14 protein-coding genes and 1 tRNA gene are annotated in these 14,736 nt (G+C 58.4%); 8 read left to right on the forward strand and 7 right to left on the reverse strand.

Annotated elements, in window-relative coordinates:
• Positions 1 to 341: 341 nt before the first annotated feature.
• The 3 genes from NL123_RS09465 to NL123_RS09475 all read left to right on the forward strand — a co-directional run bounded on the left by NL123_RS09465 (position 342) and on the right by NL123_RS09475 (position 1,814).
• Positions 342 to 644 (forward strand): hypothetical protein, encoded by a 303-nt coding sequence (locus NL123_RS09465; RefSeq protein WP_231808523.1) that lies wholly within the window; start codon positions 342 to 344, stop codon positions 642 to 644.
• Positions 645 to 1,236: 592 nt separating this feature from the next.
• A complete protein-coding gene (locus NL123_RS09470; protein ID WP_494357630.1) occupies positions 1,237 to 1,578 on the forward strand; it encodes a HEAT repeat domain-containing protein in 342 nt (113 codons plus the stop codon).
• A gap of 163 nt (positions 1,579 to 1,741) precedes the next feature.
• Positions 1,742 to 1,814, forward strand: a tRNA-Asn gene (locus tag NL123_RS09475).
• A gap of 58 nt (positions 1,815 to 1,872) precedes the next feature.
• On the opposite strand, the gene NL123_RS09480 is transcribed toward NL123_RS09475, so the two are convergent.
• The 5 genes from NL123_RS09480 to NL123_RS09500 form a co-directional block, all read right to left on the reverse strand.
• Complete coding sequence (locus NL123_RS09480) at positions 1,873 to 2,172, reverse strand: antibiotic biosynthesis monooxygenase family protein (RefSeq protein WP_494357631.1); 300 nt, start codon at positions 2,170 to 2,172, stop codon at positions 1,873 to 1,875.
• Positions 2,169 to 3,149: a zinc-dependent alcohol dehydrogenase family protein gene (locus NL123_RS09485; RefSeq protein ID WP_494357632.1), complete on the reverse strand. Its 981-nt coding sequence runs from the start codon at positions 3,147 to 3,149 to the stop codon at positions 2,169 to 2,171. Before NL123_RS09485 ends, NL123_RS09480 begins: the two co-directional genes overlap by 4 nt.
• Before the next feature lie 109 nt (positions 3,150 to 3,258).
• Positions 3,259 to 3,561: an ArsR/SmtB family transcription factor gene (locus NL123_RS09490; protein WP_071492803.1), complete on the reverse strand. Its 303-nt coding sequence runs from the start codon at positions 3,559 to 3,561 to the stop codon at positions 3,259 to 3,261.
• Between the two features lie 64 nt (positions 3,562 to 3,625).
• The gene (locus tag NL123_RS09495) at positions 3,626 to 5,470 is read right to left on the reverse strand and encodes a CocE/NonD family hydrolase (RefSeq protein ID WP_494358289.1); all 1,845 of its coding nucleotides are present in this window, start codon (positions 5,468 to 5,470) and stop codon (positions 3,626 to 3,628) included.
• Between the two features lie 47 nt (positions 5,471 to 5,517).
• Positions 5,518 to 6,939 (reverse strand): YfcC family protein, encoded by a 1,422-nt coding sequence (locus NL123_RS09500; RefSeq protein WP_248483252.1) that lies wholly within the window; start codon positions 6,937 to 6,939, stop codon positions 5,518 to 5,520.
• Between the two features lie 304 nt (positions 6,940 to 7,243).
• Between NL123_RS09500 and NL123_RS09505 the strand changes: the two genes are divergently transcribed.
• Together NL123_RS09505 and NL123_RS09510 are read left to right on the forward strand one after the other, a co-directional pair.
• Positions 7,244 to 8,470 carry an OprD family outer membrane porin gene (locus NL123_RS09505; RefSeq protein WP_494357633.1) on the forward strand — a complete coding sequence of 409 codons (1,227 nt, stop codon included), beginning with the start codon at positions 7,244 to 7,246 and terminating at the stop codon, positions 8,468 to 8,470.
• Between the two features lie 72 nt (positions 8,471 to 8,542).
• Positions 8,543 to 9,448 (forward strand): LysR family transcriptional regulator, encoded by a 906-nt coding sequence (locus NL123_RS09510; RefSeq protein WP_248483249.1) that lies wholly within the window; start codon positions 8,543 to 8,545, stop codon positions 9,446 to 9,448.
• Between the two features lie 2 nt (positions 9,449 to 9,450).
• Here NL123_RS09510 and NL123_RS09515 read toward each other — a convergent pair whose 3' ends face one another.
• Positions 9,451 to 10,353, reverse strand: coding sequence for a LysR substrate-binding domain-containing protein (locus NL123_RS09515; protein ID WP_179028352.1), 903 nt, complete (start codon positions 10,351 to 10,353; stop codon positions 9,451 to 9,453).
• Between the two features lie 173 nt (positions 10,354 to 10,526).
• Here NL123_RS09515 and NL123_RS09520 point away from each other — a divergent pair, with 173 nt between their 5' ends.
• From NL123_RS09520 to NL123_RS09530, 3 genes are all read left to right on the forward strand, one after another.
• Complete coding sequence (locus NL123_RS09520) at positions 10,527 to 11,789, forward strand: dicarboxylate/amino acid:cation symporter (RefSeq protein ID WP_494357634.1); 1,263 nt, start codon at positions 10,527 to 10,529, stop codon at positions 11,787 to 11,789.
• The gene (cuyB, locus tag NL123_RS09525; RefSeq protein WP_494357635.1) at positions 11,786 to 13,237 is read left to right on the forward strand and encodes a cysteate racemase; all 1,452 of its coding nucleotides are present in this window, start codon (positions 11,786 to 11,788) and stop codon (positions 13,235 to 13,237) included. The genes NL123_RS09520 and cuyB overlap by 4 nt, the downstream gene beginning before the upstream one ends.
• 114 nt (positions 13,238 to 13,351) lie before the next feature.
• On the forward strand, positions 13,352 to 13,810 hold the full coding sequence (locus NL123_RS09530; protein ID WP_248483243.1) for an Hsp20 family protein: 459 nt from the start codon (positions 13,352 to 13,354) through the stop codon (positions 13,808 to 13,810).
• A gap of 50 nt (positions 13,811 to 13,860) precedes the next feature.
• On the opposite strand, the gene NL123_RS09535 is transcribed toward NL123_RS09530, so the two are convergent.
• The gene (locus NL123_RS09535; RefSeq protein ID WP_494357636.1) at positions 13,861 to 14,610 is read right to left on the reverse strand and encodes a DUF3800 domain-containing protein; all 750 of its coding nucleotides are present in this window, start codon (positions 14,608 to 14,610) and stop codon (positions 13,861 to 13,863) included.
• Positions 14,611 to 14,736: the final 126 nt, after the last annotated feature.

Consider the following 14,736-nt stretch of genomic DNA (forward strand, 5'->3'; position numbering starts at 1 on the left):
GATTGGTCAGGAGAGAAGATTGTTGACGCGGTCGGTGATATCACGACATCTCCGAACACTAAGTAGTATGCGCAAACTGGAATCGGTGGGGCTTATACAGCTGAAGGAGATGCTGCTAAATGGGTTGCCTATGAAATTCGTGATGGTGTGTGAATGCGAGTTGGATCTCTCAGGGTCTGACCCCTATTTAGTAAAAAGGTAGGGCCGACGACGATAAAGTTTTATCGTGAGGATCCGCGGTTGCCACGCCCTGACAGCATGGAAGTGACCTATACGATAAATGGAAAGTCCGAAAAAGTTATGTTTGAAAATGCAGCCCATAAGATTCAGGAGATTATATAGTGGTTACTCAAGACCTACAGTTGGTGAAGCAGATTTTTGAGTTGCTAGATGCTGGTATCGTGGATGGCTATGACTCTTTTTGTTATGAGGTAAGAGTGAGTGTGGGGTATATGGAGACGGTTCTTACTGTCGAGAAAGAAGGGGTTCGTGTGACGGATGCAGAAACGGATTACAATGGAGCAATTATCTATCGTTTGGTGAAAGAGTTGAGAGAGTGCGCCACCAAGCGTGGTGAAAATTGGAATTCGTTTGTGATGACTTATGCGCGTGGAGGAGAGGTTAAAACCAAGTTTGACGTCTGATGCCGATTTACCTGTTCTATTATCTGGAATAACGCAGGCGGATGACGAGCTTCTAGAGGTAAATGATCTGGTTTGGTTTGCTACGAACCAGGACTGGGTGCTTGCGGGGGCATGGTGTTGTCCCCGACGTGCTCCGCGTTTCGATTTCAAATTATGAATTGTTGTATGATTTTTTATTCGTTAACAGAGGCTTATGATTGCGATATTGAAGTGGAGTAATTTGAAGTTTTTTTGATTGTCCAGCAACGCGTGAGTGCTTTCTGCAGTCGTTTATTTAGATGGCTAAGAAAGGTTTGTATAGTTATGGCGCTGAGAGTGTAAACGGGGTCAGACCCTGAGGGATCCCGGCAGGGTTGGCAGGAGGCGATGGCCCATTGGGTTACCGAGGGGCGGATACGATACTTTCCGCCGGTGCTGGCTTTGGGAAAGTCCCTCTCTTGATGGGGGGCTTCGGGTGGGTTGAGAGCAGTAAATGAAGCTGTAAATGGGGTCTGACCCTGAGGAGTCAAATTCTGATAGGCGAAATGTGTTTAAAGACTATGAGTTGTTATTGGATTCAATAGGGTCAGAAGATTATTGGTCGGATGTAGGAATGGATATCGCGACCTCCAAGGTCTCTCAGTTTGATAATTCAAGCTGGAACGAACTTGAATCTACTCTTCTGGCAAAGTCTGAAGTCTGGCGAGGTCGGTGTGCGGAGTCTCTCGGAGACTCGGATGATGAGCAGGCGTTGCGCGTTTTGCTGTCGCTTCTAAAAACTGAAGATGAGTCGGTTGTCATTCATGCAATCGAGTCAATTGAATCAGTTTTTTTGGCTGACCATATCCTTGACAGGGCGCAGGTCATACGTGCTCTAGATGAGGGGTTTGAGGTAGAGAGCAGAACGTTGAAGCTAATGGCGGCTACGTTAGTCAGAAAATTAAGTGATGCATAAAGGTTACTCAGTAGCTGACAGCGCGCGACCCCTTTTCCTACAGGTCATTGAAACGTCCTGCTTTGACAAGCCCACCCAACACGACTAACTTTCCTGGCGTGACGCATTAATGCGACCCACGCTATGCAGCTAACCTATTTTCTGCGCCACATTTCGTCGTGGCCCCAGTGCGCCTAACAGCTAGCAAGTGACTGTTAATCATTGGGTCCCTGGTTCGAGTCCAGGTCGTGGAGCCAGATAGCGACATAAAGAGAAGCCTGCAGCGATGCAGGCTTTTTTTTGCCTTGGATTTCTCTAGGCGCTAAAAGCCGCCCCCTCAATGTGATAGACCTGCGGTTCCTCCGAAAAGTATGTTTCCAGTCCCAACATAAACACCCGATGATCCTCACTCGCTTCAAACCCCGGCGTGTGATCCTCCAGCGACGCCCAGCGCACAATCAGGTTGAATCGCTCAGGCGTCTCGATCCCTTGTGCGAGCATGTGGCCCAGGTAGCCTTTGGCACGACTCAGCAACGGCGCCACCTCGGCAAAGGTCCGCCTGAACGCGTCGATGTGTTCCTTGTGAACCGGCAGCACGGCGATCTCGTAAATCATGGTGTTGTTTCCTGAGCGGGCACGACGGCAATCGCGATTTTTCCTTGGATACCGTTGTTAGCACCCTCCAACCGAGCATGGGCAAGTCCAACATCGGCCAGCGCATAGACAGCCCCTACATGCGGCCGCAATTGGCCCTGCGCAACCAACGTACTCAACTCATCCAGCTTGCCGCGATTCTGCCGCGTGAACACAAAGTGATAGCTCGCGTTCTTGCCCCAGGCCTGTACCAGGTTCTGCGGTTGCGCTATGTCCACGATCGAGACCACGCGGCCCAGTTGCGCGAGTGCGTCGGGGCTGCGTGAAAGCGTGTTGCCGCCGATGGTATCGAACACCACATCGACGCCGCGCCCGCCCGTTTCCCGTAGGATCGCGTCAACGTAATCTTCCTTTTCGTAGTCGATGATCACATCGGCGCCCATGCGCTGTGCGAACTCGATATTGGCTTCACGCACGGTGGTGAACACCTTGGCGCCGATGGCTTTGGCCAGTTGGATTGCCACATGCCCGACGCCGCCCGCGCCGCCATGTATCAGGATGCTTTCCCCCACCCGAAGTGCTGCACGCACGGTCAGCGCTTCCCATGCGGTACCGCCCACCAGGCTCAGGCTTGCCGCCTCGAGGTGACTGAGCGTAGGTGGTTTCTTACCGATGATGCTTTCGGCCGCCACGTGGTATTCGGCATAACTACCGGGGCCGTCGAATATCTGCGGGGTGTACCAGACTTCGTCGCCTGGCGCGAAGTTCGTCACGCCCGGGCCTACGGCCTCGACGACGCCGGACACGTCATGACCGGTGATGGCGGGGAGGGGCACCAGCTCGGCATAGTCACCACGTCGCACCTGGTAATCCAGCGGGTTGATGGAGGTTGCGTGAACCCGCACCAGCACCTGTCCCGTGTGCGGTACCGGCTTGGGCACCTCGCAGCGTTCGAACGAATCCGGGCCGCCAAATGATTTAAGCATCATCGCTTTCATTGCATTACCTCGTTTCAGTAGTCGTGGGTTTCAATAGCGGTAGGTTTCAATAGCCGTAGGTTTCGGTAAAAAGGGATATCGGGAATTCTCGATATCCTGGGGCAAAAAATTACAGCTCCTTGCCGATGATCTCGGCAAGGGCGCTGATGGTTGCTTCGTTTCGCTTGTAATAGGTCCACTGCCCGATGCGGCGGGTTTCGATCAACCCCGCTCGATGCAGCGTTGCCAGGTAGTCCGACACGGTCGACTGCGACAGCCCGACGCCTTCCTGGATACTGCTCACGCAGACGCCCACGGTATGAACGTCCCCTTCATCCTGCGGGGGGAAGTTCTTTTCGGGGTCCTTCAAACCTTTCAGGATGTCGAGTCGAGTACGGTTCGAGAGGGCTTTGAATATGTCGAGTAGGTCCATGGCGCGAGGATATCGAGATTTACCGATATGTCAATGCGGTTTCGGCAGGAAATCGGCTAGCGCATCAGTGTTGGTCCGCCTCCGAGAGCGCGTTGTCCACGACCGTGAGTATCAAACGGCTCGGATGCCCGGCGCCGATATGCACGGTATTGCGCGCCACCTGCGGATGCTCGCCCATGCCTTCGGCCTCGCCACTGTTGGGGTTTACATCGAAGCGCGGAAAGTTGCTGCTGGCGATATCCAGGCGCAGGCGGTGGCCACGCTTGAACAGGTTGCAGGTGGCGAAGGGTTCGATCACCACCTTGAACGGCTCTCCCGGCGTGAGCGGAGCCGGGTGTTCCCACGAGTCCCGGTAGCGACACCGGAAAATCCCGTCGGTGATGTTCATGGCGTACCCCTGTGGGTAATCGTCGCTCGGCGGATAGACGTCCACCAACTTGGCGGTGAAATCGGTATCCAGCGCGCTGCTGTGCACCCACAGTTCGACTTTCACCGGGCCGGCGACCACCCAGTCGTGCTCAAGCGGTTGGGTTTCGAAGCTCACTACGTCATCTCGGTCGCACAGTGCCGAGTGGTCACCCCGAGTGCCGAAAAAGTCCGGGCTTTCGACCTGGTTGAAAGCGCCGCCCACAAACACCGGAGCGCCCGATGTCAACGAGCCGCCAATGGTCGGTACCGGGTGGGCGGGATCGCTGAAGTAACTCAATGAACTGGGCGCCCCCACAGGAGCAAGCGGCGAAAGGGCTCTTTGTGCTGTCAGGTAAAGGTTCAGCTGTTGGCTGCCCGCGAGTGGCCAACACGGCGACTTGAGCCAGCGCCCGCCATGCTCCAGCCGACCCTGCGCATTTTTTCGGCCGCTGCCGCCGCCCATCAGGAACACATCGACCTGATGAGTGGCGCGCCGTTCGGCTTCGGTTGGTTTGAGCCAGCGTTGCATCCATTCCACTCGGCAACTCAACCAGTCTTCGCCCAGGTTGCCGTCGAAAGGCGCGGCGTTGCCAAATTCGGCGTTGCCGCTGTAGCTGATGTTGCGGTCACCGTGCAGCCACGGGCCCATGATCAGGCGTTGAGGTGACTGCTTGCGTGCGGTGAGCGCCGTGAAGTTGTCCAGCGTGCAACTGACATAGGCGTCGTACCAACTGGACATGAACAACACCGGGATGTCCGGGATCTGCTCGTAGAAACCTTCGGCGTAGATACCCAGTTGCTTCCAGTACTGATCGAAGTCCCCGTGGGACCACTGCTCGAACAGGTAGTTTTCATACTCCGGTACATGGCGCAATGGCGAATGCCCTGGGCGCCACGGCATGCGTGCAAACCAATCGAGAATGTCTTCCTGGGCCAACGCCTCTCGCAACTGCGGGTCGGCCTGCACGGCGGCGCTTTGTTGGGCTTGCTTGTAGGCCCAGGTCGCTTGCTTGAGTTCGAAGGCGCCGCCCTGGCGAATGCCGCACTGGTAGGCGTTGGCGAACCCCCCCGAGTCCAGCACCATGGTCTTGAGACCCGGCGCATTGCAGCAGGCCATCGCCATCTGCGTGTGCGCTGCATAGGACAAGCCCATGCTGCCGATATGGCCGTTGCACCAGGGCTGTTCGACGATCCAGCGCAAGGTGTCGTAGCCGTCTTCGCCTTCATTGATGTATTTGGTGAACACACCTTCAGAACGGTAACGCCCGCGACAATCCTGGAAGATCGCCACAAAGCCCTGCTCGGTAAAGGCTGCGGCCATCTGCTCGCGGGTAAGGTGCAGCCCGTCCAGGCGTTTTTCCGAGCGCGAGGGGCCGGATTTGTCGTAGGGCGTGCGCTCGATGACAACCGGCCAGGGGCCGGTGCCCAGCGGTAGATAAATGTCAGTGGCCAGGCGCACGCCATCGCGCAGGGTGATCATCTGGTTGCGTACGATGTGCATGTTTTCGAATGCAGGGAGGGTCATGACAAAGCCTTGGTCAGTCGAATTCAATAGCCGGTGAGGGCGGCGCAGGCGAGCAGGAGCAACGCCACCGCCGTGCAGATCAGGAACAGCGGCAGCACAAACCGCGCCCACTGCACCCAGCCCACATTGGCAGCAGCAAGCAGTACCAGCAGGCCGCTGGAAGTGGGCGTGATCATGTTGGTCAAGCCGTTGCCCAGCAAGAAGGCATACACCGTGGTCTGCGGGCTCACGCCGGCCAGTTGGCCCAGTGGACCGAAGATCGGCATCGTCACCGCAGCCTGCCCGCTGGTGGACGGAATCACCACATCCAGGCTCATCTGCGCGAAGAACATGCCGAACGCCGCAGGCAGTTGGCCGTGCTGGCCGATGATCTGCGACAGCCCGTGCACGATGGTGTCCAGCACCTGGCCGCTGGCGAGGATCGACTCCACGGCCGTGGCCAGTGCAATCAGCACGCCGGCCATGAGCATCTTGTTCATGCCTTCGACAAAGGTGCTTGCCGTGGTGCTCGGGCTCATGCCTGCGATGGCGGCGAAGACGATGGTCAGCGCCAGGTAATACGAGGACAGCTCGGGGTACTTCCAGTGCCAGGTGTTGGAGGCGTACACCAGGAAGCCGACGCCCACCCCCAGTGTGATCAGGCTCAGGGTATGCCGCGCGGAGAGTTTTTTGCCCGAATGGGAAAACGTGGCCGAGGTATCGAAGCCGCTCCGGCGGATGTAGAACAGGATGTAGCCGACGGCCAGCGTGACAAAAATGAAGTACGCGACGATGCGCATGCTCAGCCCGCTGAACACCGGCAGCCCGACCAGGGGTTGTGCGACAGACAGCGCGATGGGGTTGGAAATCGAGCCCATGTACCCCGTCTTGACCGCCAGCGCGACGATCGCCAAGCCAACGATGTTGGGCAGGCCCAGACGGTTTGCCATGGCCACCATCACCGGCACGAACATGATGTATTCCTTCGCCAGCCCCATGAAGGTGCTGCCTGCCGACAATGCGAGCATCAGGGTTGGCACCAGGATGTAGACATTGCCTTTGGTGGCGCCGAGCAGCCGGTCCAGGCCGGCATCGATGGTGCCGGTCTTGTTCAGCACGGCAAACATGCCACCGATGAACAGCACCATGAAAATCAGCCCGGCGCGTTTCTCGATGGCCAGGGGAATGGCCAGAAAGGTCTCGGCCAGCGATACCGGTTGTGCCACGGTTTTATTCGCCGAGCGCGGCGGCAGGGCGAAGAGTTGGCTGAGCGAGGTGTCTTTTTCCAGTACCTGATAGGTCCCGGGAATCACACGGACGTCTTGGCGTTCAAACTGGCCGGAGCGCACCACATAAGTCAGCACCATGGCCAGGAACACAATGCTCAGCAAGATGATTGCCGGGTTGAGTTGGCGGGTGTTTTTGGGTGGCGCGGTGTCGGTGACTGTTGGCGCAGTGGATGACATAGCGGTGCTCTCATCTTTTTTTTATGGGGATAGCCAACGGCTACAACGGCACAGTAGGGCAATCATAAATACCTCACAATGTTATGACGGACGCGTATTGGGCTATGCGTTTCCAGGTGTCGTCGGGTTATTTGTCATAGCCTGATGCGCGTTTGTCATAAGCTTGTCGCCCCTGTTTTAATTCGATAGCGTTGTTTACTCGTTTCGGTCATTAACACTCAGGAGCATCGGCCAGGAAATACTTGGTCAAGCAACTTTTCTTACTCTCTGCCACAAAAAATAAAACACAGCTGAGGGCTTTAATATGCGTGCGTTTATAACGACCGGCGGGCTTTTGTGCGCCAGCTTAATGGTGCCTGGTATATCAAGCGTGCGCGCCGAAGGTTTCCTCGAGGATTCCACCGGCCACCTTGCGTTGCGTAATTACGCTTTCAATCATGACAACCGCAGCGGCGGCAACGACCGTGTCGAATGGGCACAGGGGTTGTTGCTGACGATGCGTTCCGGATTCACCCCCGGGACCGTCGGGTTTGGCCTCGACACCCTGGGCCTGCTGGGGCTGAGGCTTGACTCCAGCCCTGCACACGCCGGTACAGGCCTGTTGCCAGTGCAGGATGATGGCCGCGCCGCGCGTGATTTTTCCAGCCTCGGCGTGACCGGCAAGCTGCGTTTCGCCGATGTCGTGGTGAAGACGGGCACGTTGTTGCCCAAGAACCCGGTGGTCAGTTACAACGATGGGCGTTTGCTGCCACAGACGTTCCAAGGCACGCAGTTTGAATACACCGGTATCGAACATCTATTTGTGCAAGGTGGGCGACTGGATCAATCAAAGTTGCGTAACTCCAGCGATAACGTCGATCTGATACCGAGCGGTTACAAAGGCCCGAAGCACGGTGATTTTTATTTTGCGGGTGGTACGTATGCACTGAATAAAACCATCAGTCTGTCTTATTACTACGGTGAACTTGAAAACTTCTATCGCCAGCACTTTTTCGGGGTTGTGCATAAAGTAGCTGTCGGGCCGGGTCACTTGACGACGGACGTACGTTATTACAACAGTCTTGAAACGGGGGCGGCCTATAACGGTGCTGCGGACGCCGACATGTTCAGCGGCTCCTTGAGTTATCGACTCGGCGGGCACACGTTCGGCGGTGGCTATCAGCAGTTGTCCGGTGACGCCGCATTGCCGTATTTGAATGGTGCGGCCACCACGTCCTTTACCAGTCCGGGGGTGAGCAAATTCATCCTGGAGGATGAGAAAACCTGGATGCTGCGCTACGACTATGACTTTTCCGCCCTGGCGATCCCGGGCTTGAGTTTCATGGTCCGCTACTACAAAGGTTTCGACGCCAAGTATTCCGGCAAACCGGCCGATGAGCACGAGCTGGATACCAGCCTCAAGTACGTGATCCAGGACGGCACGTTCAAAGGCTTGGGGGCAGAATTTCGCAACACGGCGTACCGCTCCAATGTGCTCACCAGTTGGGACTACAACCGCCTGTACCTGACCTACGACATCAAGCTCTGGTAGGGCTGTAAGGCTGGACGCCGCAGGTGTCGCCAGCGGAAACTGCGCCCAGTCGTGTCTGCTTGGAGCCCGAGCGTGAATCTCAAACAACTGCAAGCTTTCCAGGCCATCATGTCGACCGGTTCGACCATCGATGCCGCCACGCGCATGGGCTTGTCCCAGTCGGCCATCAGCCGTTTGCTCAGCCAGCTCGAGGAGTCACTGGGCTTTGCCTTGTTCCTGCGCAGGAAGGGCAGGCTGACGCCGACCTCCGAGGCCGAGGCGTTTTTGCCGGAGGTGTCGGGGCTGGTCGACAACATGCAACGCGTCCAGCGCATGGCCGACGATCTGCGCCTGGGTCACGCAGGCCGGGCGCTGCTGCGCGTGGCGGTGCCCACCAGCATGACCCACCAATGGTTGCCCCGTGTGGTGGCCGAATTCATGCAGGGCCGCGATGACCTTGTGATCGAACTGGTCACTGGCTCCTACGATGCGCTTGAGCGTGCGGTGCTGGACCGCAGCGTCGATTTTGCCTTTGTGCGTCTGCCCACCGAATTGCCGGGCTTCGACGTGGTGCCGGTGTTGCAGGTGCAAGGCGTGTGCGTGCTTCCCCAAGCGCACGCGCTGTGCGCAAGGCGCGTTATCCAGGTGAGTGATTTGCGCGGTGTGCCGTTGGTGCTGCTGGGCCGCCAGCGCAACCTGCGCACGGAGCTTGACCAGGTGTTTCGGCAGGCGTCCATTCTTCCCAACGTGCGTATGGAAGTGCATTCGGCAGGTGCCGCCTGCGCGTTCGTCGCCGAGGGCATCGGCGTGTCGATCATCAATGAATTGCTGGCCAATGATTTCTTGGACTTGCCGATCGTGACGCGGCCTTTTCTACCGGTTTTGCCGTACTCATTCGGCCTGGTTTTTCGCAGTGATGTCCCCCGTACGGCCCTGGCGCAAGCGTTCTCCGATTTACTGGCCCAGCGTTTGCGAATGGCGATGCCGCAGGTGCATTAACGTCAGCGCAACCCTTCGAGCGTGCGCCACAACTTCCTCATCGTCGGGTTCTGGTTTTCAATCGCGCAGTACGAGCGAATCTCCAACCGCGTACTCCATTCCTCGCCACCCGCACGCACCAGCAGCCCACGCTCCAACTCATCCACCACCGCGCTCTGCGGCAACCACGCCACCCCATACCCTTCAATGGCCATGCGCATCAAAAGCATGGCCATGTCGGCTTCGTAGCAGCGCTCCAGCACGGCGGGCGCAGGGCCGTTCTTGATCACGATTTCTGCGACGCGGCCCAGGAACGTGGTGGCGGTGTAAGCCAGATGCGGCACAGGCTTCCCCGTGCTCCCCGGCAGGCGATACAGCGGTCGGCCGCGTTTGTCTGGTGCGCACAACGGGATAAACGCATCATGCCCCAAGGCCAGGCTGCCGAAGCGTTGCGCGTCCAGCAGGATCGGCGCCAGGGGATGGTGGTAGACGATCATCAGGTCGCAACTGCCTTCTTCCAGCGCAATCACCGCGTCATGAATATTCGCCGCCACCACCCGTGCATTGAACTGCTCGGTCTGGCGCTGGAACTGCGTCAGCCACTTGGGCAGGAAGGTCATCGACAGGCTGTGCGCGGCGGTCACCTGGATCGAGCGCCCCGGCATGCGTTCCACTTCGCGCAGGCTGGCGCGCAGGCGCATCAGGCCGGCGAGGGCGTCGCGGCTTTCGCTGCAGAAGGCGGCGCCTGCGGCGGTCAGTTGCACCGGGTAGGTGCCACGGTCGACCAGTTCGACGCCCACCCATTCCTCCAGTGAGCGAATACGCCGCGACAACGCCGATTGCGTCACGCAACGCACTTCGGCGGCGCGGGAGAAGTTCTTCCACTCGGCGATGGCCAAGAGGTCGTCCAACCATTTGATCTGCATGCCGGTTCTCCAGGCGATGAGCCCTGAGTGTATGTCGCCGCGCGTAGCCGGGGCTGGGCTTTTTGCAAACTATTCCAAAAGCGCATGGGGTTAGCCGGATTACTCATCATGGCCGCCGGGGTGCGTCCCTAGAATCCGCTCCATACAACAAAAGCCATCTGAGGGCCGCACCTGTGAAGAAGAACAAACTCCCCCGTCGAATTGCAGTCGGCATCGCCTTGGGCGTGCTGGTGGGTTGGGCGTGTCACCACTATGCAGGGAGCGAGCAGGCCGCCAAGGAGCTGGCCGGATACTTTTCGCTGGTCACCGATATTTTCCTGCGCATGATCAAGATGATCATTGCGCCGCTGGTGTTCGCCACCCTGGTGGGCGGCATCGCGAGCATGGGCAGTTCGCGCTCGGTAGGGCGCATCGGCTTGCGTGCGATGCTGTGGTTCGTCACGGCGTCGCTGGTCTCGCTGATGCTTGGCATGGCCTTGGTCAACCTGTTCCAACCGGGCGCCGGGCTGAACATGCAGGTGGTGCAACATGCGACGGCAGCGGTGCCGGTCAACACCGGCGACTTCAGCCTCAAGACCTTCATCAGCCATGTATTCCCGCGCAGCATTGCCGAGGCAATGGCCAACAACGAGATCCTGCAGATCGTGGTGTTTTCGCTGTTCTTCGGCTTCGCCCTCGCCGGGGTCAGGCGTGCCGGTTACACGCGCATCACCGACACCGTGGACGAGTTGGCCAAGGTGATGTTCAAGATCACCGACTACGTGATGGCCTTCGCGCCGCTCGGAGTATTCGCCGCGATTGCTTCGGCGATCACCACCAATGGCCTGGGCCTGCTGGCCGATTATGCCAAGCTGATTGCCGAGTTCTACCTGGGGATCGCCTTGCTCTGGGTGTTGTTGTTCGCCGCCGGCTATCTGTTTCTCGGCCGCTCGGTGTTCACCCTCGGCAAGCTGATCCGCGAGCCGATCCTGCTGGCGTTTTCCACGGCCAGCAGCGAGTCGGCCTACCCCAAAACCATGGAGGCGCTGGAGAAGTTCGGCGCGCCCAAGCGGGTCTCCAGTTTTGTGCTGCCGCTGGGCTATTCCTTCAACCTCGACGGCTCGATGATGTACCAGGCGTTCGCCATCATGTTCATCGCCCAGGCCTACAACATCGACCTCAGTTTCACCCAGCAACTGCTGATTTTGCTGACGCTGATGATCACCAGCAAGGGCATGGCAGGGGTGGCACGGGCGTCGGTCGTGGTGGTGGCGGCGACCTTGCCGATGTTCAATCTGCCCGAGGCGGGTCTGTTGCTAATCATCGGTATCGACCAGTTCCTCGACATGGCGCGCACCGCCACCAACGTGGTGGGCAACAGCATCGCCACGGCGGTGGTAGCCAAATCCGAAAGCGCGGAAGACCCCGCTGAACTGCCGCAGGGTGCGCACGCATGAACCCCACCTCCCGGCTGGGCATCGTCGGCGGGCTCGGTTCGCTGGCGGGCGGCGATCTGTTCTACAAGCTGGTCAAGTCCCGTGCCGTGCTGGAGGACCAGGGCCGCTATCACTTCCTGTTTGAGCAGCATCCGTTCAAGGATGTGTTGCTGCCCCTGGACCGTAACGCGAGCATGACCGCGCGCAAGTTCTATGTGTTCCAGGTGTGCAAGACCTTTGAAAACACCGGGGTGGATGCGGTGCTGCTACCGTGTTTCGCCAGCCAGACCTTTCGCGCTGAAATCCAGCAGGAACTGGGCATTCCGGTGCTGGACATGATGCAGGCGCTGGTCCGGCACATCACCCGCCACGTCGCGCCCGGCACCATCCTGGGCGTGATCGCATCGGACTTCGTGCGCCACGGCGGCTTGTTTGAACGGCACCTCGGCCAGCACTTCATCCTGGTCTACCCGGAGAACCACGCCCAGGCCGCCTTGATGGAGGCGATGTACGGCGTCAACGGCATCAAGGATGGCCACCTCGATGGCGTGCCGCTGGAGTCGGTGTACCAGGCGTGCCTGTCGCTGCAAGGGCAGGGCGCCACGGTGATTGTGCCGGGCATGACCGAGTTGTCGCTGGTCTGCGGCGACCTGCAACGGCGCGGCATCAGCGCCCTCGACATCAACCAGATCTACGCCGAGTTCGCCACCCAGGCCGATGGCCCGGCGCGTCAGCCGCCGTTCAAACTGGGCATCGTCGGCGGCGTCGGCCCGGCGGCCACCGTGGATTTCATGGGCAAGGTGGTCGCCCATACCCCGGCCGACAAGGACCAGGACCATATCAAGATGGTGGTGGAGCAAAACCCGCAGATTCCCGACCGCACCGCCAACCTGCTGCGTGATGAAACCGACCCGACCCTGGCCCTGTACGCCACCTGCAAACGCCTGGAAAGCGCCGGCGCCCAGGCCATCGCGATTCCGTGCAACACCGCCCATGCGTTTGTCGAACGCATCCAGGCGCACCTGCGCGTGCCCATCGTCAACATGCTCAGCGAGACGGTGGAGTGGATCGTGCACACCCACGGCAGCGGCCAGGCCGTGGGCTTGCTGGCGACGTCCGGCACCCTGCAAAGCCAGGTCTACCACCAGGCCGCGCGGCGCTGCGGCTTGCAACTCATCACGCCGGGCTTTGATTACCAGGCGCTGGTGATGGAGGCGATCTACGGCGAACGGGGGATCAAGGCGGGGTTTACCGAGGGCGTGTGCCGCGAGCAGTTGCTGCTGGCGGCGGAGCATTTGTGTGAGCAGGGGGCGAAGGTGTTGATTCTCGGGTGTACCGAGTTACCGTTGGTGCTGGCGCATTGTGAGGTGTTCGAGATCGGTGCCCACCGGGTCGCCCTGGTTGACCCCACGACGGTCCTGGCGCGCCGGTGTGTCAGCCTTTCGTCCGGAGCTCGTCACATCGGATAAAAAAATTTTGTGGGGCCGCTTGAAAATTTTCAGCCCGAACCTACTTAGGTTTTACGCGATGCCGAATGCGGGTCGCGTATCAAATCACTTGGAGAAACCTCAGGAGATTTTGCAATGGCTACTACTCTTTCGTTGGCCCCACTGTTCCGTCACTCCGTCGGCTTTGACCGTTTCAACGACCTTTTCGAATCGGCGCTTCGCAGCGAGGCCGGCACCACCTACCCACCGCACAACGTCGAAAAGCACGGTGACGATCATTATCGGATCGTGATTGCGGCCGCAGGCCTGGTGGAGGATGACCTGGAAATCCAGGTGGAAAAAGGCGTGTTGACCGTCGCCGGCGGCAAGCGCGAACACGATGAGGGCATCACCTACCTGCACCAGGGCATCGCCCAGCGCGCGTTCCGCTTGTCGTTCCGCCTGGTCGACCACATCGAAGTGCAGGGCGCGCAGCTTGCCAATGGCCTGCTGAGCATCGACCTGCTCAGGGTGGTACCGGAGGAAGCCAAGCCAAAACGCATTGCGATTGGTGGCGCTGCCAAGGCGGATGTGAAATCCATCGGCGAGCAGTGAGTTGAACTGAATAAAGGCGCTCTCAGGAGCGCCTTTATTTGGCCCAATGATTAACAGCCATTTGCTGTTAATTGAGCGAATTGCTCTTTGGCTTTGGCCGTTTTTTTACCGTCCAGACCACTGCTCGGCAGGGTCACGTCAGCCATGCGTGCCGCAAAATACATATCGAAAAGTTGCCAGTCTTCGAACTCCTCAGGAGCGACAGCAAACGTCGTCAGCCGACCAATCAATCCGCACAGCCAGTCAGCACATTGCAACGTTTGAAACAGATAGCTCTCACCTTGAAGCGGAGGCTCTATCAGTGTGCGGCATTTTTCTGCTGGATCTTCAAACATCGCCAGGGTACAGGCTTCTACGTTTCGTTCGCGCCATTCATTGCCTGCTTTCTGCTCATCCAGCAGAACGATGAACGAGGCATTGTTCAACGTACAGAAGCGATCAATCTTGCGGATTGACTGTAACAGCGTCCGCTTGAAGGTCTCGGTCGAGTCGTGTTCCCTGGGCTCGATAGATTTGTGCTCACCCGTGTAGAAAACGTGTCCGCCAATTTTCTGGATATGACTCAGCAAACGACATGAGGATCTTCGCAGCTCCGGATATTTGCGCACATTACCCACAGTAAAAAGTGCAGAGCCTTTCTTTTCCCATTGATAGGCAGGCAAGTGATGAGGGTTTTTGTGTTTCAGGTCCCAGGCGAGTAACTGGCATTTGAGCTTGTAGAAATAGATTGCGAACTCGCGCACCTCTTCGGCGGGAATCAGCATGCCGCCTAACCCGAATACAGGGCTGGTCTTGTACATCGGGTGTTTTCGCGAGACATATTGGCCCACGTGCCCAAACTCATCCAGATAAGCAATGTACTGCACCAAATTCGATTTCCCCATCCATGAGAAACACGAAAGCCCGTGCGATTTCTCGCAACGGGC

This window comes from Pseudomonas sp. FBCC-B1565, assembly GCF_059133265.1.

Excerpts from the sequence above, each read along its gene's own strand:
- NL123_RS09470 (WP_494357630.1), top strand. The coding sequence starts at position 1,237 with ATGGATATCGCGACCTCCAAGGTCTCTCAGTTTGATAATTCAAGCTGG.
- NL123_RS09480 (WP_494357631.1), bottom strand. The coding sequence starts at position 2,172 with ATGATTTACGAGATCGCCGTGCTGCCGGTTCACAAGGAACACATCGAC.
- NL123_RS09485 (WP_494357632.1), bottom strand. The coding sequence starts at position 3,149 with ATGAAAGCGATGATGCTTAAATCATTTGGCGGCCCGGATTCGTTCGAA.
- NL123_RS09490 (WP_071492803.1), bottom strand. The coding sequence starts at position 3,561 with ATGGACCTACTCGACATATTCAAAGCCCTCTCGAACCGTACTCGACTC.
- NL123_RS09495 (WP_494358289.1), bottom strand. The coding sequence starts at position 5,470 with ATGCACATCGTACGCAACCAGATGATCACCCTGCGCGATGGCGTGCGC.
- NL123_RS09500 (WP_248483252.1), bottom strand. The coding sequence starts at position 6,939 with ATGTCATCCACTGCGCCAACAGTCACCGACACCGCGCCACCCAAAAAC.
- NL123_RS09505 (WP_494357633.1), top strand. The coding sequence starts at position 7,244 with ATGCGTGCGTTTATAACGACCGGCGGGCTTTTGTGCGCCAGCTTAATG.
- NL123_RS09515 (WP_179028352.1), bottom strand. The coding sequence starts at position 10,353 with ATGCAGATCAAATGGTTGGACGACCTCTTGGCCATCGCCGAGTGGAAG.
- cuyB (WP_494357635.1), top strand. The coding sequence starts at position 11,786 with ATGAACCCCACCTCCCGGCTGGGCATCGTCGGCGGGCTCGGTTCGCTG.
- NL123_RS09530 (WP_248483243.1), top strand. The coding sequence starts at position 13,352 with ATGGCTACTACTCTTTCGTTGGCCCCACTGTTCCGTCACTCCGTCGGC.
- NL123_RS09535 (WP_494357636.1), bottom strand. The coding sequence starts at position 14,610 with ATGTACAAGACCAGCCCTGTATTCGGGTTAGGCGGCATGCTGATTCCC.